Origin of the sequence: Hafnia alvei (assembly GCF_964063325.1) — a bacterium.
Taxonomy (GTDB): domain Bacteria; phylum Pseudomonadota; class Gammaproteobacteria; order Enterobacterales; family Enterobacteriaceae; genus Hafnia; species Hafnia alvei_B.
This window is the reverse complement of sequence record NZ_OZ061315.1, coordinates 2,352,855-2,375,700: the sequence shown is the minus strand read 5'-3', so window position 1 is coordinate 2,375,700 and position 22,846 is coordinate 2,352,855. Positions and strand designations below refer to the sequence as shown.

Annotated in this window: 20 protein-coding genes; 13 read left to right on the top strand and 7 right to left on the bottom strand. The window is 47.2% G+C overall.

Annotated elements, in window-relative coordinates; all coding sequences use genetic code 11:
* Positions 1–32: 32 nt before the first annotated feature.
* From AB3Y96_RS11405 to AB3Y96_RS11385, 5 genes are all read left to right on the top strand, one after another.
* Positions 33–2,408, top strand: a complete 2,376-nt coding sequence (locus AB3Y96_RS11405) for a DMSO/selenate family reductase complex A subunit (protein ID WP_367299236.1) — start codon at positions 33–35, stop codon at positions 2,406–2,408.
* On the top strand, positions 2,405–3,025 hold the full coding sequence (locus tag AB3Y96_RS11400) for a DMSO/selenate family reductase complex B subunit (protein WP_367299235.1): 621 nt from the start codon (positions 2,405–2,407) through the stop codon (positions 3,023–3,025). Before AB3Y96_RS11405 ends, AB3Y96_RS11400 begins: the two co-directional genes overlap by 4 nt.
* Positions 3,022–3,864: a dimethyl sulfoxide reductase anchor subunit family protein gene (locus tag AB3Y96_RS11395; RefSeq protein WP_367299234.1), complete on the top strand. Its 843-nt coding sequence runs from the start codon at positions 3,022–3,024 to the stop codon at positions 3,862–3,864. The genes AB3Y96_RS11400 and AB3Y96_RS11395 overlap by 4 nt, the downstream gene beginning before the upstream one ends.
* Entirely contained in the window at positions 3,864–4,712 is an 849-nt protein-coding gene (locus AB3Y96_RS11390) for a 4Fe-4S binding protein (protein ID WP_367299233.1), read from the top strand. Before AB3Y96_RS11395 ends, AB3Y96_RS11390 begins: the two co-directional genes overlap by 1 nt.
* Positions 4,713–4,830: 118 nt before the next feature.
* A complete protein-coding gene (locus AB3Y96_RS11385; protein ID WP_367299232.1) occupies positions 4,831–5,259 on the top strand; it encodes an META domain-containing protein in 429 nt (142 codons plus the stop codon).
* Between the two features lie 88 nt (positions 5,260–5,347).
* On the opposite strand, the gene AB3Y96_RS11380 is transcribed toward AB3Y96_RS11385, so the two are convergent.
* Positions 5,348–5,611: a DUF333 domain-containing protein gene (locus AB3Y96_RS11380; protein WP_072310371.1), complete on the bottom strand. Its 264-nt coding sequence runs from the start codon at positions 5,609–5,611 to the stop codon at positions 5,348–5,350.
* 291 nt (positions 5,612–5,902) lie between these two features.
* On the opposite strand from AB3Y96_RS11380, the gene AB3Y96_RS11375 reads away from it, so the two are divergent.
* The 6 genes from AB3Y96_RS11375 to AB3Y96_RS11350 all read left to right on the top strand — a co-directional run bounded on the left by AB3Y96_RS11375 (position 5,903) and on the right by AB3Y96_RS11350 (position 15,578).
* On the top strand, positions 5,903–6,559 hold the full coding sequence (locus tag AB3Y96_RS11375; RefSeq protein ID WP_072310370.1) for an MgtC/SapB family protein: 657 nt from the start codon (positions 5,903–5,905) through the stop codon (positions 6,557–6,559).
* 319 nt (positions 6,560–6,878) lie between these two features.
* Positions 6,879–10,412, top strand: coding sequence for a pyruvate:ferredoxin (flavodoxin) oxidoreductase (gene nifJ / locus AB3Y96_RS11370; protein WP_367299231.1), 3,534 nt, complete (start codon positions 6,879–6,881; stop codon positions 10,410–10,412).
* A gap of 434 nt (positions 10,413–10,846) precedes the next feature.
* Positions 10,847–12,898, top strand: a complete 2,052-nt coding sequence (aegA, locus tag AB3Y96_RS11365; protein ID WP_367299230.1) for a formate-dependent uric acid utilization protein AegA — start codon at positions 10,847–10,849, stop codon at positions 12,896–12,898.
* A gap of 349 nt (positions 12,899–13,247) precedes the next feature.
* Entirely contained in the window at positions 13,248–14,390 is a 1,143-nt protein-coding gene (ompC, locus tag AB3Y96_RS11360) for a porin OmpC (protein WP_072310367.1), read from the top strand.
* A gap of 268 nt (positions 14,391–14,658) precedes the next feature.
* On the top strand, positions 14,659–14,940 hold the full coding sequence (locus AB3Y96_RS11355) for a hypothetical protein (RefSeq protein WP_072310366.1): 282 nt from the start codon (positions 14,659–14,661) through the stop codon (positions 14,938–14,940).
* A gap of 221 nt (positions 14,941–15,161) precedes the next feature.
* On the top strand, positions 15,162–15,578 hold the full coding sequence (locus tag AB3Y96_RS11350) for a DUF2000 family protein (RefSeq protein ID WP_367299229.1): 417 nt from the start codon (positions 15,162–15,164) through the stop codon (positions 15,576–15,578).
* 56 nt (positions 15,579–15,634) lie between these two features.
* On the opposite strand, the gene AB3Y96_RS11345 is transcribed toward AB3Y96_RS11350, so the two are convergent.
* From AB3Y96_RS11345 to AB3Y96_RS11330, 4 genes are all read right to left on the bottom strand, one after another.
* Entirely contained in the window at positions 15,635–16,009 is a 375-nt protein-coding gene (locus AB3Y96_RS11345; RefSeq protein ID WP_072310364.1) for a RidA family protein, read from the bottom strand.
* A 27-nt stretch (positions 16,010–16,036) separates the two neighbouring features.
* Entirely contained in the window at positions 16,037–16,837 is an 801-nt protein-coding gene (locus AB3Y96_RS11340) for a PhzF family phenazine biosynthesis protein (RefSeq protein ID WP_367299228.1), read from the bottom strand.
* Positions 16,837–17,598 (bottom strand): transcriptional regulator, encoded by a 762-nt coding sequence (locus AB3Y96_RS11335; RefSeq protein WP_072310362.1) that lies wholly within the window; start codon positions 17,596–17,598, stop codon positions 16,837–16,839. Before AB3Y96_RS11335 ends, AB3Y96_RS11340 begins: the two co-directional genes overlap by 1 nt.
* 141 nt (positions 17,599–17,739) lie before the next feature.
* Positions 17,740–18,246: a GNAT family N-acetyltransferase gene (locus AB3Y96_RS11330; protein ID WP_367299227.1), complete on the bottom strand. Its 507-nt coding sequence runs from the start codon at positions 18,244–18,246 to the stop codon at positions 17,740–17,742.
* 388 nt (positions 18,247–18,634) lie between these two features.
* Here AB3Y96_RS11330 and AB3Y96_RS11325 point away from each other — a divergent pair, with 388 nt between their 5' ends.
* Both AB3Y96_RS11325 and AB3Y96_RS11320 read left to right on the top strand, forming a co-directional pair.
* The gene (locus AB3Y96_RS11325) at positions 18,635–18,766 is read left to right on the top strand and encodes a hypothetical protein (protein WP_282100183.1); all 132 of its coding nucleotides are present in this window, start codon (positions 18,635–18,637) and stop codon (positions 18,764–18,766) included.
* Positions 18,767–18,807: 41 nt separating this feature from the next.
* Entirely contained in the window at positions 18,808–19,170 is a 363-nt protein-coding gene (locus tag AB3Y96_RS11320; RefSeq protein ID WP_367299226.1) for a Rap1a/Tai family immunity protein, read from the top strand.
* A gap of 257 nt (positions 19,171–19,427) precedes the next feature.
* Here AB3Y96_RS11320 and AB3Y96_RS11315 read toward each other — a convergent pair whose 3' ends face one another.
* Together AB3Y96_RS11315 and AB3Y96_RS11310 are read right to left on the bottom strand one after the other, a co-directional pair.
* The gene (locus tag AB3Y96_RS11315) at positions 19,428–19,808 is read right to left on the bottom strand and encodes a hypothetical protein (RefSeq protein WP_367299225.1); all 381 of its coding nucleotides are present in this window, start codon (positions 19,806–19,808) and stop codon (positions 19,428–19,430) included.
* A 943-nt stretch (positions 19,809–20,751) separates the two neighbouring features.
* Complete coding sequence (locus AB3Y96_RS11310) at positions 20,752–22,845, bottom strand: prophage tail fiber N-terminal domain-containing protein (protein WP_367299224.1); 2,094 nt, start codon at positions 22,843–22,845, stop codon at positions 20,752–20,754.
* Position 22,846: the final 1 nt, after the last annotated feature.

Below are 22,846 nucleotides of genomic sequence, written 5' to 3'. Positions count from 1 at the left end.
AGAATGATTTTCTTTTTTTTTGGGTCAATGTCATGTCAGGAACAGATAAAACACCGTCAGGGATATCACGTCGACATTTTGTTAAAGCGACCTCAGCCTTGGCTGCAACGCCACTGTTTTTTAATCGTAGCGCCACCGCTTCGCAACTTAAGACCAGCCCCAACCTAGTTCTTTCAGCACCGGAAGAGCGTGTGGTTCCTACATGCAGTACTTTTGACTGCGGCGGTAAATGCGATATTCGTGCGCATGTTGCAGACGGTGTAGTAACACGTATCACCACACGTCCCGATAACGAACTGGATGAAGAAATGCCGATCATGCGAGCCTGTGTTCGCGGACGCGGTTATCGTAAATTCGTCTATCATCCTGACCGCCTGAAATACCCGATGAAGCGCGTAGGTAAACGCGGTGAAGGCAAATTCGAGCGTATCAGTTGGGATGAAGCAACAACGCTGATTGCAGACAATCTTAAACGCATCACGGAGAAGTACGGCCCATCCTCACGCTACGTGCATGTTGGCACCGCGGTCAGCGGTGGCACCTTTAGCGGCGATGCTATGGTGCGCCGCCTGTTAAACCTGACCGGTGGACACCTCCAGTATTATCATTCCGTCAGTATGGGCAACACCGCAGCCGCCACGCCTTATACTTATGGCGTCGCCGCCAGCGGCAGCAGCCTAGATACGCTCACCGACACCAAGCTGGTTATTCTCTGGGGTCATAACACCACAGAAACTATATTTGGCCACAGCAACCACTATTTTCAGCAGATGAAGCAAAACGGGACGCGATTCGTCGTGGTCGATCCTCGTTACTCGGATACCGCTTCCTCTCTTGCCGATGAGTGGATCCCGCTACGTCCGTCCACGGATAACGCGATGATGGACGCGATGATGTACGTCATCGTCACTGAAAATCTGCACGACCAAGCCTTTATTAATCGCTATACCCTTGGTTTTGATGAAAGCTCAATGCCTGAAGGCATTCCTGAGAACGAATCGTTGGTTGCGTATTTGACTGGCGCAAAAGACGGCGTTAAGAAGACCCCTGAATGGGCCGAGCGCATCACTCACGTCCCAGCGCAAACTATTCGCCAGTTGGCACGAGATTATGCGTCCACTAAACCTGCTGTTCTTATCCAAGGCTGGGGCCCACAAAGGCACAACTGCGGCGAACGCACTGCTCGAGGCTCAACGCTGCTGGCGACGCTGACCGGCAACGTCGGTGTGAAAGGCGGATGGGCGGCAGGCTACGGCGGCATCGGTAACCGGAAATTCACGACAGGCCCGGAGATGCCGGACAATCCAGTGAAAGAGAAAATCTCCGTCATGAACTGGGTTCAGGCCGCCGACGACGCTAGCAAAGTCACTCAGCAGGATGGTCTAACCGGGGCCGATAAGCTCAACAGCAATATTCGTATTTTGTTCTCACATGCCGGTAACTATCTGGCAAATCAAAACCCGGACATCAACAAAACCATTGGCGTTTTGCAGGATGAATCGAAAATTGAATTCATCGTGGCGACCGATCTGTATCTCACGCCAAGTGCAAAATACGCCGACCTGCTGCTGCCGGAAACCAGCTTTATGGAACGCTGGAACATCGGCGAAACCTGGGGAACCGGCAACTATCTGGTGCTTTCAGAAAAGCTGATCGAGCCTCTGTTCGAGGCCCGGACCGACTATAACTGGCTACGTGAAGTCGCTGCTAAGCTAGGCGTTGAGGAAAAATTCAGCCTTGGCCGCGATGAAAAGCAGTGGATTGAACAAATCTGGGAGGCGACTCGGATGTCAATGCCAGATGAAAATCTGCCGACCTTTGCGGCCCTGCAGACACAGCGTCGTCATCTATTTAAGAGTAAGCCATACGTTGCTTTTGAAGACAATATTCGTGATCCGGATAATCATCCTTTCGCAACGCCGTCGGGCAAAATTGAGATTTTCTCTAAACGTCTTTACGACATGCACCACCCGGAAATCCCTGCGCTTTCCCACTACGTTCCCGCACACGAAGGTCCTGAAGATGCGCTGGCGGAGAAATATCCTCTGCAATTGATCACCTGGAAAGGTAAAAACCGTGCTAACTCCACGCAATATGCCAACCCATGGCTGCAGGAAGTGCAGACCCAGAGACTGTGGATTAACCCGCTGGATGCTGAAAAACGTGGCATCGTCCAAGGCGACACGGTGAAGATTCACAACGATCGAGGCATCAGTCTGGTACCGGCTGAAGTCACCCCCCGCATTATGCCGGGTGTGGTCGCCATGCAGGCCGGGGCTTGGTGGCAGCCGGATGCCAACGGTATAGACCATGGAGGCTGCGCCAACGTGCTGAGTTCATCACGTATCACAGCGCTGGCAAAAGGAAATTCACATCAGACTATGCTGGTTGAGGTAGCAAAAGCATGAGCAAATTTATAGAGCTGGCTCCGGTGAGCACCAAACAACTCGGTTTCTTTATTGATTCTTCCCGCTGCTCCGGCTGCAAAGCGTGTCAGGTGGCATGCAAGGATAAAAATAATCTGGAAGTGGGTCGCCGGTTTCGTCGCGTTTATGAAGTAAAAGGCGGCGGATTCACGCCAACCGGTAACGGCGGGATGCTGAATAACGTTTACGCCTATACCCTCTCCATCTCCTGCAACCATTGCAGCGATCCGATTTGCACCAAAAACTGCCCAACTACAGCGATGCACAAGCGTCCCGGTGACGGCATCGTGCTGGTCGATACCAACAAATGCGTCGGCTGTGGCTACTGCGCCTGGTCCTGCCCTTATGGCGCACCGCAGATGAATACACAGACGGGTCAAATGTCGAAATGTGATTTCTGTGTCGATCTGCAGACAAAAGGCGAAAAGCCAATGTGTGTGGCAACCTGCCCATTAGGGGCAATCAAATTTGGGCCAATTGACGAACTTCGCGCGCAGTATGGCAATATTTGCGACGTTCAGGGGCTGCCAGACTCGTCCATTACACATCCGAATTTGGTGATCAAACCGCATCAGGGTGCAGAACAGGGAGGTAAATGATTGTGCAAGAATGGCCACTGATTTTCTTTACGTTACTGGTACAGGGTTCCGTTGGTACGACCGTACTGCTGTCGTTAATCCTGCTGTTTGCTGGTCACTCATTAGACCAAGCCCAACGCCGTCGTTTCCTGCTGGCACCGCTGATTATCGCCGTTGCGGCTGGTGGATGTGGATTGATTGCTTCCACCCTTCACCTTGGCTATCCGCTCAACGCTTTTAACGCGCTGCGTCACTTCAGCAGCTCATGGCTAAGCCGGGAAATTATTTTTGCCAGCCTCTATCTGGCAGCCGTAGGTATCGCTGCGGTGCTGGCGCTATTTCTGCGGAAAGTGTGCCTGCCACTGCTGCTGGTCGGGTCCGTGTTGGGCTTAATCGACGTTTACTGCATGGGGGCGATCTATATCCATACCACCATCGCAACGTGGACCCATTTAAACACTTGGTTCATGTTCTTCGGGGCCGTGTTGAGTATTGGCTCGGCGGTGGGTATCTGGCTGTCTACCAAGCTGAACGATAAGTTTCGTCAGCGTGTCACCGCGGCTGCACTGGCGGTTATGACCGTCAGCATCTTGGTGCGACTGCTGGAGCAGATGAGTTATTTCAGCTATCTATCTCAGGCTAAGATCAACCAGATTGTGACCTTCCCTCACCAGCCACTGGTTATCTTTGACCAACTACGCACCTTGTATTTCGCTTCGTGGGTGCTGCTGTTAGTGGGTATTGCGCTGATGGGCATGTCGATTTACGCCTGCAAACGCCGCTCTATGGTGGTGCTGGGAGGCTGTGCGGTAATTGTTGCCGAAGTCCTACTGCGCGTCGTGTTTTTCACGCTGAGCTGATGGATTTTCTTTCCCTCAAAAAAGCCCGTCCTTCCGTGGGGCGGGCTTGTTTAAGAAACCGACTTCGCCATAGCGAGTGTCAAGCCTGTCAGGATGCCTGTCCGCTTGGGGCAATCCGTCTCAATAACGGGTCGGCAGGCATTGATGCAGATAGCTGTATCGGTTGTGCGAGATGTCTTTTCGTTTGTCCTGCCTCCGCGATTGAGAATCTGGCTCCTCCACAGCGCGCTTATCGGGACAGCGCTCTGGTCGCCCCTTTAAGTCTTATTCCCCCCACAACTGAAGAACTACGACTCTGGCACAGCCAGCATCACATCCGCTCGGTAGAAATTCATCCCGATGAACACCATGGCTGGCTGGTATCCATTGCTGAACTCAACCGGCATCTGGATCTCGTTGGTGAAACGATGTGGACTCTGGCCCCGCCACCGCAAAACAACATCAATGCCGGACGCCGCCGCTGGCTGCAAATTAATCGGGTAACGGCTGGCACTAAGGCTGTCTCACCCGTTGCCGCTTCACCCACGGCAACGCTGGCTATCATCATGGACACCAACAGCTGCTACCTTTGCGGCGCATGCGCTAAAATCTGCCCACAGCAGGCAATTACGCTATCAGAACAAGAACTGACGCTCGACCCGCACCGCTGCAACGGCTGTAAAGCCTGTGAAAACGTCTGTTTTCCAAAGGCAATAGAAGTTAAACTCTCTGCCACTGCCCTCCCAAGAAATTATGCCGTTTTCAAAGCAACGTGCTCCTCATGCCAACAGACATTCGCCAGCTGGCGAGAGGATGTTGACAGATGTCATATCTGCAAGCGTCATACGTACGGTATGCGGGAAGCCTAAAATAATTTCGATTGCGGGGCACGAGACCTAACCAGTGCGAATTAGAAGTTTTTAACGGTTCAATAGTTTAGAAAACGAACTTGATGTGCGTTTTCGCAAGAATAAGTAGGCCTTTACAATGAAATTTAAAACACTATCTCTGGCATTAAGTTCAGTTTTACTTGCCGCATGTACGACTCAGGCACCACAGCCGTTGCAGCAAAGCGATCTTTTACATCGCCATTTTGTCTTACAAAGCGTAGATGGAAAAGTCATCACCGGTGCAAAAACGCGTATGGAACCCGGAATTGAGTTTGGCGAAAAAATGCATGTTTCTGGGGCGATGTGTAACCGCTTTATGGGCCAAGGTGAGCTGAACAATAATACATTGAAGGTGGCGAATTTAGCCTCAACCCGTATGGCGTGTATCGATCCCGCTCGTGCAGAGTTAGATCCCATTATTAGCGATGTATTGAGTAAAGGTGCGGATATTTCTTTAGTGAAGGGGCAACTGGTCATGAAAAATGCCAAGCATACGCTGGTGTACCAGCAGCGAGATTGGATGTAACTTCGCGAATAGGCCCTGCCGGCTGAAATCATAGCCGGCATCAGCATTTGTCGATCTCAACGATTGATAGCGAAAGCGTAAATCAAGATTAGTTGGCGGGACAGGCACCACGCATCAATGCGGATTCGCCGCAGCGTTTGCCATCCGGTAATTGGCACATGCCGACCGAACTACCATCGAGTTGACTAGAAAGAGCCAGAGTCCCCCCCGCCAACGCGCAATTTTCAGCCGCCGCATTTGACATCCCGATACGCTGATGAACGTTGGCACTGGTTGCCTGCTGCTCAGGCTCACTGCTACATCCCGACAGCAAAAGACCTATCGCAAGGGCTAAACTTAACTTTGCTATCATTTCTACTCACTCCTCTCGCCTAGTTTTATTCCAAGATTTTAATATGTCGATCAATGTTGGCTATTGCTTGGGGCTCATTTTTACACAGGTTCACCGTATGTCAGCTTAATTTATCAACTGAATCTCTACAGAAAGCTAATAGCACGAAAATATGGCCTTTAAGGCTGTTTTTCTCGTAGGCTGGTTAAGATAAAATTGCTGGCTGCATCAAGCTGGGCGTACGGTGAAATAATTATTCGTTTTTACGCTTAATCGTTCTGCAAAACAATAAAATTACAGCGAGAGGAACAAATGATTACTGATTTATTGCTACGCGTCGTATTAGCAGGATTTCTTGGCGGCCTGATTGGCATTGAACGCCAGCTGCGAGCCAAAGAGGCCGGATTGCGTACGCACGTATTGGTCGGTATTGGCAGCGCCATGTTTATGATTGTCTCTAAGTACGGTTTTAATGACATTCTGATGGAATCACATGTTGGATTAGACCCAAGTCGTATTGCGGCTCAGGTGGTCAGCGGAATGGGCTTCCTTGGCGCAGGCACCATCATGATCCAAAAACAGGTCGTGCGAGGACTAACCACTGCCGCAGGGCTGTGGGTTACCGCCGCCATCGGCTTAGTCATCGGGAGCGGCATGTATGAGATTGGCATCTACGGCACATTAATGACGTTGATTGTGCTCGAAGTTTTCCGTCAGTTGAGTAATCGCCTGATCGGTCATCATCACTCCATCATTATTCAACTGGTACCTGCCAGCGTGTCCGGCATTTTATTAGCGTTACAACAAATGCGGCTCAAACCGGGCTATTTAACCGTTAACCAGCACGATGCTGATACTGAACTGTGCGAAATGTCGCTCGATGTTACTTTGCGGCCAAAGCAGGATATCAGCGAGATTTATCAAAAACTACAGCAGGTCGATGGTGTGCATTTTATTGATATTCGCTAGCCGCCTATCTCGCCACTTCACGTTATTTCGTTCTCCAATAAGCGTTTTTTAATCACCTTATTGGAGAACGTGACAGAATGTAAATTAATATTAATCCTGCCCTCCTTTCCCCTATTTTTTGTCTTCTCGCATCCATCTCTATGCCATGAAACTGACAAGCTCGCTAATTATGTTTTGCTATCATCATGCCATGATGAGACGTGGCTCGATTGTCATTGCTGCGTCCGGTGCAATATATCTTAGAGATTTCAAGAGCAGCCTGCGCTTGCCATTTGAATGACCGACGGTATTACGTTGTGAGCAACAAAAGGTACATTTAATGATCACCACTGATGGTAATAACGCAGTGGCTTCAGTGGCTTTTCGAGCCAGTGAAGTTATTGCTATATACCCTATTACGCCAAGCTCAACCATGGCGGAACAAGCAGATTCTTGGTCAGGCGATGGACGCCGCAATATCTGGGGCGACATCCCACGCGTCGTTGAAATGCAGTCTGAAGGCGGCGCAATAGCCACCGTTCATGGGGCATTGCAAACGGGCGCTTTGGCGACATCGTTTACCTCATCGCAGGGATTGCTGCTGATGATCCCCAATCTCTACAAAGTGGCGGGACAGCTTATTCCATTCGTCCTGCACGTGGCAGCGCGAACCGTTGCAACACACGCATTATCTATCTTTGGTGACCATTCAGACGTCATGGCGGTTCGCCAAACCGGCTGTGCCATGCTGTGCGCCAATAGCGTACAGGAAGCCCAAGACTTCGCGCTGATTTCCCATATAGCAACGCTCAACAGCCGTGTGCCTTTTATTCATTTCTTTGATGGTTTCCGTACCTCTCACGAGATTAATAAAATCGTTCCGCTTTCGGACGACACCATTAAGTCATTGATGCCGCAAGACGCCATCGATGCACACCGCGCACGGGCTTTAACGCCGGATCATCCGGTGATCCGCGGAACTTCAGCTAACCCGGATACCTATTTCCAATCACGCGAAGCAACCAATCCTTATTACCAAGAAACCTATCAGCACGTCGCCAATGCCATGCAGGCATTCGGTGAGGTGACCGGTCGTCACTATCAGCCATTTGAATATTACGGTCACCCCGAAGCTGAGCGCGTCGTGATCCTGATGGGCTCCGCCATTGGCACCTGTGAAGAAGTGGTTGATACCCTTCTAGGCCGAGATGAAAAAGTCGGTGTGCTGAAAGTGCGCTTGTTCCGCCCGTTCTCTGCCGAACATCTGCTGAAAGTGCTGCCAAACACCGCAACACGCATTGCGGTATTGGATCGAACCAAAGAACCAGGCGCATTGGCTGAGCCACTCTATCTAGATGTGATGACGGCCTTGGCTGAATCATTTAGCCGCGGCGAGCGTGAGACATTGCCTCGCGTTATCGGCGGGCGCTACGGGCTCTCCTCCAAGGAGTTTGGCCCAGACTGCGCGTTAGCCGTATTTAACGAGCTGAAACTCGATAACCCACGTCCGCGCTTTACCGTTGGCATATTTGATGATGTGACCGGACTATCACTGCCGCTGAGCGACGAACTTCTACCACAACGCACGCGTTTGGAAGCGCTCTTCTATGGTTTAGGCAGCGACGGCACGGTCTCCGCCACCAAGAACAACATCAAGATCATTGGTAACAGTACCCCACTTTACGCGCAGGGCTATTTTGTTTACGACTCCAAAAAAGCCGGTGGCTTGACGGTTTCTCATCTGCGCGTGAGCGATAACCCGATCAACTCAGCCTACCTGATTAGCCAAGCTGATTTCATTGGCTGCCATCAGTGGCAGTTCATTGAAAAATATCAGATGGTTGAACGTCTGAAACCGGGCGGCGTTTTCCTAATCAATACGCCTTACAGCGCCGATGAAATTTGGCATAACCTGCCTAAAGACGTGCAAGCATTGCTGCATCAGCGTCAGGCCAAGGTATACATCATCAATGCGGCGAAAATTGCCCGTGAATGTAAACTCGGAGCCCGCATCAATACCGTTATGCAGATGGCATTTTTCCATCTCACCAACGTGTTACCGAGCGACGACGCGCTTAAACTGCTGCAAGACGCCATCACACGCAGCTACAGCAGCAAAGGGAATGAAATCGTTGAGCGTAACTGGCAGGCACTGGCGGTTTCGCGCACCGCATTAACGGCAATTCCGCTACAGCCAATCGATGACACCAGCGCAATGCGCCCACCGGTAGTCTCCGATGAAGCACCTGATTTTGTGAAAACCGTTACCGCCGCTATGCTGGCTGGCTTGGGCGATGCTTTGCCAGTATCAGCCTTCCCGCCTGATGGTACTTGGCCAACGGGCACCACTCGCTGGGAAAAACGCAACATCGCCGAAGAGATCCCGATTTGGGAAGCGCCGCTGTGTACCCAATGTAACCACTGCGTTGCAGCCTGTCCGCATTCAGCGATTCGTGCCAAAGTCGTCGCTCCTGATGAGATGGAAAATGCGCCTGACTCGCTGAATTCGCTGGACGTCAAAGCACGCGACATGCGTGGGCAAAAATACGTGTTGCAGGTCGCGCCTGAAGACTGTACCGGCTGTAATCTGTGCGTCGAAGTCTGCCCTGCGAAAGATCGCCAGAATCCTGAGATTAAAGCGATCAACATGAAGCCGCGCTTAGAGCATTTGGCCGAAGAGAAAGCGAACTTTGACTTCTTCTTAGAACTGCCAGAAATCGAACGCAGCAAAATCGAACGTATTGATATCCGTACTTCACAGCTGATTTCACCGCTGTTCGAGTACTCCGGTGCGTGTTCCGGCTGTGGTGAAACGCCTTACATTAAGCTGCTAACTCAGCTGTATGGCGATCGCCTGCTGATTGCTAACGCAACGGGCTGTTCATCGATTTATGGCGGTAATCTGCCTACCACGCCATACACCACTAACGCGGATGGCCGCGGCCCTGCATGGGCAAACTCGCTGTTTGAAGACAATGCTGAATTTGGTCTTGGCTTCCGTTTAACTATCGATCAGCATCGCCAGCGCGTTAACCGACTGTTAGACAGCTTAGCTGAGCAGTTGCCATCAGAGTTGCTCAATGAGCTACATCAGCCCGATCTGCCGATCGAAGAACGCCGTATTCAGGTTGAAAAACTGCGCGCCGAATTGCAAAAAATCGACTCCGTTGACGCTCGTCAGTTAATCACCGACGCCGATTATCTGGTTGATAAATCGGTTTGGCTTATCGGTGGTGATGGCTGGGCCTACGATATTGGCTTTGGTGGGCTCGATCATGTGTTAAGCCTGACTGAAAACATCAACGTTTTAGTGCTGGATACGCAATGCTATTCCAACACCGGCGGCCAGCAGTCCAAGGCTACGCCGTTGGGCGCGGTGACGAAGTTTGGTGAACACGGCAAACGTAAAGCACGCAAAGATTTGGGCGTCAGTATGATGATGTATGGTCATGTCTACGTAGCACAAATTTCTTTGGGTGCGCAGCTTAACCAAACGGTGAAAGCCATTCAGGAGGCTGAGGCTTATCCGGGGCCATCCCTGATCATTGCATACAGCCCTTGCGAAGAACACGGCTACGATCTCGCCTACAGCCATGAGCAAATGAAGCAGCTCACCGCCACCGGCTTCTGGCCGCTGTATCGCTTTGATCCGCGCCGCAGTGAGGAAGGCAAGCTGCCGTTAGCGTTGGACTCTCGCCCGCCGTCCATCGATCTAGCCGACACCTTGCTCAAGGAACAGCGTTTCCGCCGTTTGAATACGCAAGAGCCCGAAGTCGCTCAGCAGTTGTACCGCGATGCCGCTGCCGACCTGAAAAAACGCTTTGAGTTCTTAAGCCAAATGGCCGGTAAACCTATTTCGGATAGCGACGAATAAGCATTCGTTGGCTAATAAATACCAAAGCGATGTCATTTTGGCATCGCTTTTTTATTACCATCATGAAGATGAATTAATAAACCACAGCCGAGTTTCCTAATATTCCTATTTATTATTTCACGGCTGAAAGGTTTCAGTCTGAAATAATTAATTATCTGTTTTGATTATCAATAGCTGCACGTCACATGACATTGGTGTGTCATTTTGATAGCGCAAATAAACAAATCCCAAATCTATTGCGATTGAAAATTGATTCAGCGCATCTTCGCTAGGTTATTGCTGTTCTTTTGAGCGATACGCATAGGGTAAATGTGATACGTTGCACAATTGGCTAATTCCTTAGCCTTCAATAAGTCATTTTCCCTAATCTTTGCATGCTATGTGCATCACCGGAACAAAACTAATAATTTTAACCGGACGTGGGTGAGGTCGTTATGAATCGATTTGTTATTGCTGATGCTAAAAACTGCATCGGTTGCCGGGCCTGTGAGGTTGCCTGTGTCATGGCACATAATCACGGCGAACATGTGCTAACCCCTGCACAATTCCAACCAAGAATTCACGTGCTCAAACTTGAGCACAAACACACGGCGGTATTATGCCGTCACTGTGAAGATGCGCCTTGTGCCAACGTGTGTCCTAACCACGCGATCGAAAAGCGCGACAACAGTATTCAAGTTATTCAAGAGAAGTGCATTGGCTGTAAAACCTGCGTCGTGGCCTGTCCCTTTGGCGCCATGGAAGTGATTACCCAGCCCGCGCCCACAGAAACATTACCCGACGGCGTTATCGCTAACGCCCACAAATGTGATCTGTGCGCAGGCGTCGCCGATGCCCCCTCCTGTGTCGCCAGTTGTCCAAGCAATGCATTAAAGCTGATCGATGATGAAACGCTGAATAATCTGCGTCGCCAGCGCCAGCTACGCGCCATGATGAACGATGACTCAGGATTACTCTTTGACGGCAGCGCCAGTAAAGCACTCCAATCAGCAGCGCCTATCGTGATGCCGAATCGCTCAGCAAAACCCAGCAAAGTACCGCAGATGCTGAACACTCCTGCACGTCATGATCCGGTGAAGAAGCCGATTGCGATACGCAAGGCAACGTTCGTTGAGATCTACCCCACCTTCAGTGAAGAAGAAGCCAGCGGGCAAGCCAGTCGTTGTCTGTCATGCGGAAGTCATAGTGTATGTGAATGGACATGCCCATTGCACAACCGGATACCGCACTGGGTAAAACTGGTTAAAGAAGGCCGTATTTTGGAAGCCGTTGAGCTTTCGCATCAAACAAACTGTCTGCCAGAAGTCACTGGACGAGTTTGTCCACAGGATCGGCTGTGCGAAGGCTCTTGCACGCTGGGTAAAGAGTTCGGAGCAGTCACCGTGGGCAACATCGAACGTTTCATCTCAGACAAAGCGTTTGAAATGGGATGGACGCCCGACCTTTCATACGTAAAACCGGTGGATAAGCGTGTTGCGATTATCGGTGCAGGCCCTGCGGGTTTAGGCTGCGCGGATATTCTGGCACGCAACGGGATTAAAGCCGTCGTTTATGACCGCCATCCTGAAATCGGCGGGCTGCTGACCTTCGGCATACCTTCGTTCAAATTGGATAAATCTATTTTGGCGCACCGCCGTGAGATTTTTACGGCCATGGGAATTGAGTTCCATTTAAATACCGAGATTGGCCGCGACATTACACTCAATGAATTACTCGAGAGCTACGATGCGGTGTTTGTCGGTGCTGGCACCTACCAATCAATGAAAGCCGGTTTGGAAAATGAAGACGCAGCAGGCGTATACGATGCCCTACCTTTCTTGATTGCAAATACTAAACAGGTTATGGGATTACCTGAACTCCCAGAAGAGCCCTACATCAATATGGCAAACAAGCGCGTTGTGGTGCTGGGCGGCGGAGATACGGCAATGGACTGCGTGCGCACCTCCATTCGCCACGGGGCAGAAACGGTAACCTGCGCCTATCGCCGTGATGAAGCCAATATGCCTGGTTCGAAAAAAGAGGTTAAAAATGCCCGTGAAGAAGGCGTTGAATTTGAATTTAACGTCCAACCGCTGAGCATTGAAATCGATGATGATGGAAGCGTCACCGGTATTCGCATGCTAAGAACCGTTATGGGTGAGCCTGATGCCGCAGGACGTCGTCGACCTAAGCCGGTCCCTGGTTCCGAGTTCGTCATGCCTGCCGATGCCGTGGTGATCGCCTTTGGTTTTAATCCACATAAAATGCCTTGGCTCGAAGCAGAAAACGTAAAACTGGACCAATGGGGCCGAATTATCGCCAGCGTCGAGACCGCTATTCCTTATCAAACCAGCAATAAAAAAATATTTGCCGGCGGTGACGCGGTGCGCGGTGCTGACCTAGTTGTAACAGCCATTGCCGAAGGTCGGCATGCCGCTGACGGTATAATGACGTATCTAAACGTTCCTGTTCAGCGCCCTATTATCACGCCAGAAAATGCGGCTTAATTTTACATTTCAATACTAAATAAAAGCAGACTTCGGTCTGCTTTTTTATTGTCAAAATAAAAATAAATTGTGACCAAGAATACAAAAATAAGAAGTAAGTTATTTGCAATCAAGAATAAATTCACATTGAATTAACTAAAAATTATCTCTTAATTAATTAGCACTAAAACATTCATTAAATCAATCAAGGTAACTAATGACATTTTCATTATTACTTTCATCTATCTTATTACAAATTACACTTTCAGATAAATGGAACTTAATCGTTAGCATCTAATGGCTGTAATGATTTATTAAAACCTATGATTAAGTGTTTATTATTCACACGAAAAATAACAAGGATTTTATCATGAAAAGAAAAGTATTGGCGATGGTTATTCCCGCTCTGTTGGCAGCAGGCGCAGCTCACTCAGCAGAAGTTTATAATAAAGACGGCAATAAATTAGACTTGTACGGCAAAGTTGATGGTTTGCACTATTTCTCTGATGACTCAAGCAAAGATGGCGACCAGTCATATGTGCGTGTTGGCTTCAAGGGCGAAACTCAGATTACAGACCAACTGACCGGCTACGGCCAGTGGGAATATAACGTTCAGGCTAATAATACGGAAGGCAACGGCAGCGACGGCAACTTCACTCGTTTGGGTTTTGCTGGCCTGAAGTTCGGTGACTACGGTTCATTCGATTATGGCCGTAACTATGGCGTGCTGTACGACGTTGAAGGCTGGACCGATATGCTGCCAGAGTTCGGGGGCGACTCTTATACTCAGGCTGATAACTTCATGACGGGTCGTGCAAACGGCGTTGCAACCTATCGTAACAACGGTTTCTTCGGTTTAGCCGATGGCCTGAACGTTGCTGTACAGTACCAAGGTAAAAACGACGGTACTAACAATGACAATGAAAAACTGAGCAACAACTCGCGTGATGTTCAGCACCAAAACGGCGACGGTTACGGTTTATCAACAACCTATGATTTCGGTATGGGTATTAGCGCTGGCGCAAGCTACGCTTCTTCCGATCGTACTGACCAGCAAAGTAACTTATCCACCGCTCGCGGCGACAAAGCTGATGCATGGACTGTCGGTCTTAAATACGATGCTAACAACGTCTATTTAGCAACTATGTATGCTGAAACTAACAACATGACGCCATATGGCGATGGCGACACCAATCAGGTTGCAAACAAAACTCAAGACTTTGAAGTCACCGCACAATACCAGTTTGATTTTGGTCTGCGTCCTGAAGTTTCCTACCTGCAGTCAAAAGGTAAAGATCTGTACACCGCCAACACGCAATCAGCAGCAAACAGCATTGGCGACAAAGATCTGGTGAAATACGTATCTGTGGGTACAACGTATTACTTCAACAAAAACATGTCTACCTATGTTGATTATAAAATCAACCTGCTGGACAACGACGATAGCTTCTACAAAGACAACGGTATTTCTACCGATGACGTCGTCGCTGTTGGTTTAGTTTACCAGTTCTAACCTATTTCCTACGTTCGACTAAAAGCCACCTTCGGGTGGCTTTTTTATTTTCGCTGCGTTACCTAAACAAATACTCAATGGGTTTTAGATTTAAAAATACAATAGACTTATATATTTCATAAATGAAACGAATACATACACAAGGCTACACTTAATGGATTTTATTCATAGTCGATAAGCGCGAAAATAAACGCATCAAATACGGAAATTCTTAATACAGCAATGGATGCCTTGTAAATATATTGTAACTACGAAAATAAGGTATTATATGAAAAAGCTCATTTTATCTGTGGTATTCGCTACAGTAACAGCCAGTACCGCCTTCGCCGCAGACATGCAGATCCCATGGGCTGATAACAGCGGCGGTACAGAAAGCACGCACATTGCAGCCCAAAACCAAGATTTAAACTACCAGCATCAGAACATTACAAAAACAATGGAAGGCACCTGGGCCGATAATAGCGGAAGTATTGCTCAAGATGAGCAGTCTCTGACTAGCCATAAACCCGCCGTGGTTGCAGATCCCTCATTGATGCCACATCAAGGCTGATTTTATGCCGCAGCTTATATCCTATATTTGCTGCGGATTATCTTTTTGTACACCGTTATATCCCCCTACTAACATTCTAACTAAAAACGATTATCCTTTTTAAAACACCTCGTTCTTACATCCAAGATAAAGTTTTCATCAATGAGAATTTAAATATAACAATTGAATGAGTTCATTTGATTGTATATATTTAATGGTATATATCTAGATGAGAAAACAAAATGTACGAAGATAACCAAAAGAAGCTTTATGTTATTCTTAATCGAAACCATGAAGTCAGCACATTGATGAATGCGGCCTGCCATCTTAGTTCCGGTATCACGAATTGCACCGATGAAAATATTTTTGATGAATATCAAAATGCCAGCAGCAGATTAAAAGCTAATTTGAGCCATTATCCAGTGGTTGTCTTACAGGCTAAAAATAGCAGTCAACTCGCCACGGCAACTCAAAAGGCTAACGAAGCAGGAATTACTTATAATTTCTTCACCAGCACCATGCTTTCCCACTCCGCTGAACAGCAGATTTCAGACACGCTTAATACTGAACTTGATAAGTTAGACTTTATTGCGATTGCATTGTTTGGTGATACTGAAGCACTAAAACCTATTACCAAGAAGTTTTCAGTTTATAAATAGCATCACCAAAAAATAAAGGCCTGCAAATTAGCAGACCTTTATTTTTTAATTATCGATTACTTTTTAACGACGGCCTGTACTTCGACCTCAACATCTAATCCCATAACAAGATCACAGCTTATTGCCGATCTAGCAGGGAAACCGTGCTTGAAATAGGTAGCGTAAACTTGATTAAATTCTGCAAAATGTTTCATATCTGATAGCCAGACTGTCACTTTTACCACTGAATCTAAATCTGAGCCACATTCGCTTAATGTTTTCACGATGCTTTGCATGATATTTTCAGTTTGTTCAGCAACACTACCGTAAACCGGTTTGCCTTCTGCAGACATCGATACCTGTCCAGATAAAAACAGAAAATCCCCAGCTTGTACGGCTTTAGCGAACGGAAAAGGCAATTCACTGGCAAAGCGATGAATATTTGTCGTCATTGTTTTCACCTATAGGCAAGTTAGAAATTAAACTGTTATCGTCCCATGAAGATAAAGCACCGCTTGCCCACTGATAATAACGCGTGGCTTTCCGTTGGTGTGGGTATGCAATTGGCAACGTAACTGCCCTTTTCTTTTTCCGCCTTGCTGAGCTGTCAGTACGCTCTTACCCATTTTCCGAGCCCAAATCGGAGCCAAACACGTATGCGCAGAGCCGGTGACAGGATCTTCATTGACACCAACGTTGGGCCCAAACCAACGCGAAACAAAATCAAACTGACTTCCCTGCGCCGTAACGACTACGCCGCGCACGGGATAGTTAGCGAGCTGAGAAAAGTTTGGTTCAAGGGTTTCAATATCGTCTGGCGAATCCACCAGCACAATGTAGTCATCTGCTTTGTAAACTTCACGAATAGGCACGGATAGATTGAGTGCCTGAGCAAGCCCATCAGGAATATCAACCTGAATAGGATCCTTAGCAGGAAAATCCATTGCTAAAAAATCGCCGTCGCGGGTCACGCTCAGCACACCGCTGCGCGTTGAAAAATTCAATACACGGCTTTTTTCATCGAACTGGTTGAATAAGACCCAAGCCGTCGCTAGCGTCGCGTGGCCACAGAGATCAACCTCAACCAACGGGGTAAACCAGCGAAGCTCTATAATTTCATCTTTACGCACATAAAACGCAGTTTCAGACAAATTATTTTCAGTCGCAATCTGCTGCAACGTGTTGTCATCCAGCCATTCTTCTAGCGGACATACGGCTGCAGGATTACCCCCAAACGCACGAGCAGTGAAAGCATCTACCTGAAAGATTTCAATTTGCATTATTTTTTCCTCGATGATGTCTGAGTCTTGGCGACAGTTTGGCTCTGTCTGATTTCTTCCAGATAGTTATAAATTGTATAGCGAGTCACGCCCAGCGCCTTTGCGGCCTTCTCTACTCCACCTTTCACGATAAATATGCCGCGATCCTGCATTTGGCGAACAGCCTCAAGCTTGGCCTTCTTATTCATGACACCGTTTTTAGTGCCACTATGCTGCATTGCACCCTGAATAATTTCCGTCATCAGATATTCCATGTCGGGCGGTTCCGACACCTGATTTTCAGGCTGCATGCCAGTCGCTAAAAGCTGAGCTAAACACGCCTGAGCCGCTTCAATACCGCTAATGTCAGAATTAACACACAAACTGGCAAATGGATGTCCCTGGGCGTCACGGTAAACCACAGTTGCACTGCGCAGCTTTTTGCCAGAACGAGTCAACGTATCATAACCCCCCACCACAGAAGGCTCATCGTTTGAAACATCCTGGATCTCCTGCATCACGGCAGAAAAGCCCCTGTCATTTTGCGGCCCAGCCAAAACAGAGCTGCCAATTTGACGCCCAGAAACATGTCCATTCGCAATTGCCAGTATTGAGTTCTGAGGATTCGTCAGATCATGCAATACGACTTCGGTATTGCGCCCAACAACGCACCCCAGCATTTGCAACGCACTGCGTAATACTTTAACAACTAGTGTACGTTCACTGATGATGACAGGATCAGTGACATCAGAAATACAAGCATTGTTAACCGAAGTCTTCATAGAGGCTAATACCAGATAGCGCCGAGACGCATACAGAGAATGATGAATACAATATCAACGAAAAATCATATTTTCAACATTATGTTGAAATAAGCCCTAAGGCCACCGCTCAGGCCTTGTGGCGCGTAAGTTCGGATAAATCTAGTTCGTTGCGCTGAAAGCAGGATGAAACTCAACGTCGCCAGCAGGAACCCGTCCTTTAAATGCCAAGGCCTGAAAATATTCAGCCGGAACCCCAGGCAAGACCAATGAATCGTCGGCAACAAATCCAAAGCGGCCATAGAACGCTGGATCGCCGAGTACAACACACCCTGCGGCATCGAGGAATTTTAACTCACTCAGAATTTGCTCAACCAGCGCAGAGCCAATCCCTCTCCCCTGATAATCTGGGACAACGGAAACCGGAGCGAGACCATACCAACCTGAATCACCGCTGCTAATGATGACAGGCGAGATAGAAGCATGCCCCACAATGCGTTGAGCATCCAACGCCACCAGCGAAAGCGTGAGTGCCCCAGCATTTCTGAGTGCGTTAACAATCAAATGTTCGTTATGATCGGTATGTTCCGCGTTTAAAAATGCACTGGCAGTGACTGATTCTATGGTATCGATATCCTGCGGCGTTTCATGACGAAGCGTTATGGTCATTGGTGTGTTTCTCTGTGTGAGTTATATAAAAAACACTTAAATTATACATTTTATCTATTTTTACGTCAGTAATTGGATGTCACCAAACAACGATCGCTCTCTCCATTTTGTTATTCAGTAAGCTTATGTAGCCGAGCACTGCTCTTATTACCCCACAGTAACTAATCCATTTAACAATAATTATCGTGATAACAAATTCACCACAAGAATTAATTTATGAGTGATCAATGATTTCACCACTTAAATTAGATAACTAAATATTAATTTATTTACTACTTTCTAATCGATTGCTAAGCAATAAATCTATACACTCATTGTGTGGATATTTATAGTTAGTAATAAAACATATCCATTGCAAATGAATTCGATATTAATTAAGGACGGATTAATGAAAAAAGTTTTAGCATTATTGATCGTAGCAATCCTTGGAACCGCTTCTGCATCAGCAATTGCGTGCCCAAAAGGCGAACATCCGTATGGTGGTTCAGGTTCTCATCATAAAGGCGGGTATTGCGCGTAACATACATAAGCCCTCTTGCGGGAGGGTTTTGGAGTAGCATAATGAAAAAATTATATAAGTTTATTTCCTTACTCATGTTTTTTCCGCTTTCCTCATTTGCCAATTCAAATTTATCTATAGATGGAAATTCGCTATACAAGGGATATCAGCTATATGAGAGAGGATTCGATTATCTTAACAACGCAGATTACCAGAAGGCCTTAATGTATATGACATACGTCGCTGGTGTCGCAGGGACTTTGTCAACAATTGAAGTGATATGCAATAAAAACATCACAATAGGCCAAGAAGCAGATATTGTCGGAATTTACCTTAGAGAACATCCAAAAGAGAGGACTGATTTATCTCCTGCTCAGCTAACTATGGTGGCTCTAGTAAGCGAGATTCCATGTCCAAAAAAATAAAAAATGCAAATTTAGTATAAGAGCCTCACAGCATCCGGTGAATTTAGGATTAAATACATTTAGGGTATTTTTCCTTGCAAGGAATTAATTGCATTTTTGACACAAAATCCAACGCTGCCGCAAGGGCCTACCCCATTAAAGCCCCAAGACATCTGTCAGTACCAGCAACATCAGCGTTGGATTTTTTACATCTAACAAAAGCCTAGTAGTGAATTTTTATTGTTTTCATATTAGTTGATTGAGCATGGCATATATTGTTAAAAATTTATTTTATCTTTTATAAGCTGATAACCTTCAAATCTCAGCTTAGAGCAAAGTAAGTCTTTTCTCATACTGAGTGACATCGAGTACTTTTCACGAGCATCAGGATCCATAACAGCGCTGTTTTCATTTAAAAATCGATATCTCTCAGCTAGGTCATGGTAGGCCCCAGCAAGCCCATTGTATTTCTTTGGATCTTCATTTATCAAAAAGCTTAAAGTCTCTAAACAACGGGCTCCCGTTGTCACACCAAATTGATTTTTTACCATACCGTCATTTTTCACATCAGTGTCATTAACCATAATTGCAGCATCGTCTAGCGAAATATCTTTAGGCTCTTGTACGATACAAGCGCTGAGTGTAAACAACGTTAGCAATATAACTAAAACCCTATAAATCATATTAATATGACAACCATGCTATTGCTAGTAGCCCAATTATACATTTTTGTGTAGGCATTTTTTTGTTAATTATCCGCGATGTACCGAAAACAAATGAAGCAGTGCAGCATTTACTTAGGCAGATCGATGTTAGTTCACCGATAGTGGACATTGATTGCAGCACCCGCAGACAGAGATAGCATTCCAACACGGCGAATAACACAGCTCTGGGGTTTAAAAATGATGCTCAGACCAACCATACACAAGCAAAACCCGCACGCTTCCATTTCTGCTATCAGTGCTTTGTGGAACAAAGCAGTAAAACTCGCTGGAATTCGTCGCCGTAATCCGTACCATACAGGCCACGAAGTAGAACTGGCGATAACCGCGTAGGTTGGATGCTTCGGGCTTTGCTTATCAAGCCTGAGCCTGCCAGACCAGAAAATGACTATTGCGCGTTGGGAGCCTAGCCCTGCGAGCCTCATAACACCGGATACATATTCAATGTCAGAAGAACAAACCATCAACAAAAAAGAACAATACAATCTCAATGTATTGGACTAGAAAACCTAACACTCTGAATATCATGTATTTTCATTTTAAAACAACCAGTTATAAAACCATCCTATCTACCGTAAGCTACCTCTAACTACATACTTAATGCCCTTTTTCGTGCCCCTTTTTCTAAATATGCCCCTTTTTATGCCCCTTTTTTATTTTGATGCTCGGGCATAAAAACCCAAGATTTTTACGGACTAATCATATTTGCTATCTCGGGTTGAATCCGTACAATCCGCGCCTGACAATATCCATTTGAATCACTTAAACGCATTAGCGATCCACTGGTATTGTCACTGCGCCGGAGTCTTGCATACGCTCCGGCGCAAAACAGATTACTCTTCTGCGATTTGTTCTTGTTCCATTTCTGCTTGTATTGTTTTTATGAAAGTTTAAGTGTGTCAGCAGGTGTATCAATAAGTGAAGCTACCAATAATTTAAGTTGTTCAACTTCCCCCTCTAGCTTATAAATCCTTTTTTTATTTTCTTCATCCCTCGCTCTCAACGCCTTGATTGCGGCTAAGCCATCTAACATCATTGGTGTTGGGTCTAGACATAGGTGATCCGCAACTTGAGACACATAGTCTTTGTCGATCTTCTTAATTTGCTGTGAAATTACGCCACGGCGATAACGTTGCGATTCATCATTTTTAAACGCAAAGATTTTAAATTCCATGCGGTTAACGTTATCTAGCGCACCTTCAATACTGAGATTGCCCCGAATATCTTTCATATTTTCATCAGATACTGGGGCTACTGTCACCTTTTGCCATCCAGTCCAAACGGGAGTGGAGCCATCACCACGGCATCTAATATAGGTAGCGGCATTTGTTTTATCAGTAACTATCTGTGTGCAATATTGCCCAGTGGCAGCTGTATTTACTCCGAATGTAAGCAGGTTTCCATAACCAACATTTGGGCCATTCATTGCCCCGTGCGTTGTACCTCCAGAAATAAACGTATCAAAACTAGTTAGAGAGTGATTGTTAAAGTTCTGATTTACCATATTTTTTGGTGTTACGTTTCCAGCCAGTAGATCACCTGTCACACTCGGCAGTCTATTTAATACAGCTCCGTCATTACTACTGCGTGGTGACTGATATAAAAATGGCCGTTCATTTGCACCAATCGGTATTGCAATGGTTAATGATCCAGAGGAATCATTCTCAGCCCTCGCGCGGTTTTGAATCTGAAACCCAGTTTGACCACTAACTCCAACAATCTTAGAGTTATTGCCAAGTTCGAAACCTGCCGCTCCAGTTGTCGCTATTTCTTTCCATGCCCTCCATGTTCCATCAAGTGAGCACCTGAAAAACATACGACCGTTAGTCGAATAGGATGTTGCTATTTGGCTCTTAAACTTATCGGATGCAGTAGGATGCATTCCTAAGTTAATTAGGCCAACCGCTTGGCCGCCAATACCCCACGCAGAACTAAGGTCGTTATAGTCTGCAAGCGCCGAATACATCCCATTAGGCTCTCTAACGCTATTACCACTTGCATTTGAACCGCCAATGACTGGTGAATGAGTTGCCCCAACCCCGTAATCACCTCTAATAAGCGCTTCTTTTAAACCGAGGTATTCACGAACACCTGCCGCATCAGTTTTCGCCAACATATCTTTAGCAAACTTTGTCAGAACAGCAGTCGCAACCGAATTCTTTCCCGTCAGTGTAATAATCTGGTCGGCGGCGGTATTGAGTGCCGAAATCGCCGTGAGCAAGGCGTTTTTATCCTGTTTGCCATCCGTTGCCACGGTAGCGCGGTCGGCCTCAGATTTAGCTTTATCCGCCGAGCCAGACGCGGCCTTGGCGCTGTTACCTGCGTTGGTTTCTGATGTTTTCGCAGCACCTTGAGACGATAAAGCCTCTGTCGCACTCGCCTGTGCAGCCTTTTTGCTGCCATCGGCGTTGGTTTCAGATAACTTTGCGGCCTGCGCACTGGCTGCAGCGGCCTCAATCCCCTTTGCCGTATTGGTCTCTGAGGTTTTCGCAGCTTTCTCACTAGCGAGTGCAGCAGCGGCGCTTTTCTCGGCGTTCGTCTCTGATGTCTTGGCATTGGTTTCAGATAACTTGGCGGCCTTGGCGCTAGCATCAGCAGCGGCTTTATCTTTTTCTACCTGAGCTGCTTGCTGTGAAACCAGCTCCACCATCGCCTCAAACTGCTGGATAGCGGCGGGCGGTAGGTCCCCTTCGGTTGGCAGTCCCAGATAATAATTCAACGTGCCGGGAACCGATTCACTGTGAACGTAAATCTCGCCCACATAGTTCGGCGGATACCCTTCCACGCACAGCGTAACGCTGTATTTGCCCAGCTCCACATCCATGCTGTAGCTGCCGTTCTCTTCGGGCTGTAGGCTGCCCACGGTTTTAGTGATAACAGTGGCAGTGGTGTGCAGAGCTTTTAATTCGATGATGCAATCTGGAATGGGTTTCCCCATTGCGTCTTTAATTACACCGGAAATTTTTACGGACATG

Excerpts from the sequence above, each read along its gene's own strand:
- AB3Y96_RS11340 (WP_367299228.1), bottom strand. The coding sequence starts at position 16,837 with ATGCAAATTGAAATCTTTCAGGTAGATGCTTTCACTGCTCGTGCGTTT.
- aegA (WP_367299230.1), top strand. The coding sequence starts at position 10,847 with ATGAATCGATTTGTTATTGCTGATGCTAAAAACTGCATCGGTTGCCGG.
- AB3Y96_RS11330 (WP_367299227.1), bottom strand. The coding sequence starts at position 18,246 with ATGACCATAACGCTTCGTCATGAAACGCCGCAGGATATCGATACCATA.
- AB3Y96_RS11375 (WP_072310370.1), top strand. The coding sequence starts at position 5,903 with ATGATTACTGATTTATTGCTACGCGTCGTATTAGCAGGATTTCTTGGC.
- AB3Y96_RS11385 (WP_367299232.1), top strand. The coding sequence starts at position 4,831 with ATGAAATTTAAAACACTATCTCTGGCATTAAGTTCAGTTTTACTTGCC.
- AB3Y96_RS11325 (WP_282100183.1), top strand. The coding sequence starts at position 18,635 with ATGAAAAAAGTTTTAGCATTATTGATCGTAGCAATCCTTGGAACCGCT.
- AB3Y96_RS11345 (WP_072310364.1), bottom strand. The coding sequence starts at position 16,009 with ATGACGACAAATATTCATCGCTTTGCCAGTGAATTGCCTTTTCCGTTC.
- AB3Y96_RS11355 (WP_072310366.1), top strand. The coding sequence starts at position 14,659 with ATGAAAAAGCTCATTTTATCTGTGGTATTCGCTACAGTAACAGCCAGT.
- AB3Y96_RS11320 (WP_367299226.1), top strand. The coding sequence starts at position 18,808 with ATGAAAAAATTATATAAGTTTATTTCCTTACTCATGTTTTTTCCGCTT.
- AB3Y96_RS11395 (WP_367299234.1), top strand. The coding sequence starts at position 3,022 with ATGATTGTGCAAGAATGGCCACTGATTTTCTTTACGTTACTGGTACAG.
- AB3Y96_RS11390 (WP_367299233.1), top strand. The coding sequence starts at position 3,864 with ATGGATTTTCTTTCCCTCAAAAAAGCCCGTCCTTCCGTGGGGCGGGCT.
- AB3Y96_RS11405 (WP_367299236.1), top strand. The coding sequence starts at position 33 with ATGTCAGGAACAGATAAAACACCGTCAGGGATATCACGTCGACATTTT.
- AB3Y96_RS11350 (WP_367299229.1), top strand. The coding sequence starts at position 15,162 with ATGTACGAAGATAACCAAAAGAAGCTTTATGTTATTCTTAATCGAAAC.
- AB3Y96_RS11310 (WP_367299224.1), bottom strand. The coding sequence starts at position 22,845 with ATGTCCGTAAAAATTTCCGGTGTAATTAAAGACGCAATGGGGAAACCC.
- AB3Y96_RS11335 (WP_072310362.1), bottom strand. The coding sequence starts at position 17,598 with ATGAAGACTTCGGTTAACAATGCTTGTATTTCTGATGTCACTGATCCT.
- ompC (WP_072310367.1), top strand. The coding sequence starts at position 13,248 with ATGAAAAGAAAAGTATTGGCGATGGTTATTCCCGCTCTGTTGGCAGCA.
- AB3Y96_RS11400 (WP_367299235.1), top strand. The coding sequence starts at position 2,405 with ATGAGCAAATTTATAGAGCTGGCTCCGGTGAGCACCAAACAACTCGGT.
- AB3Y96_RS11380 (WP_072310371.1), bottom strand. The coding sequence starts at position 5,611 with ATGATAGCAAAGTTAAGTTTAGCCCTTGCGATAGGTCTTTTGCTGTCG.
- nifJ (WP_367299231.1), top strand. The coding sequence starts at position 6,879 with ATGATCACCACTGATGGTAATAACGCAGTGGCTTCAGTGGCTTTTCGA.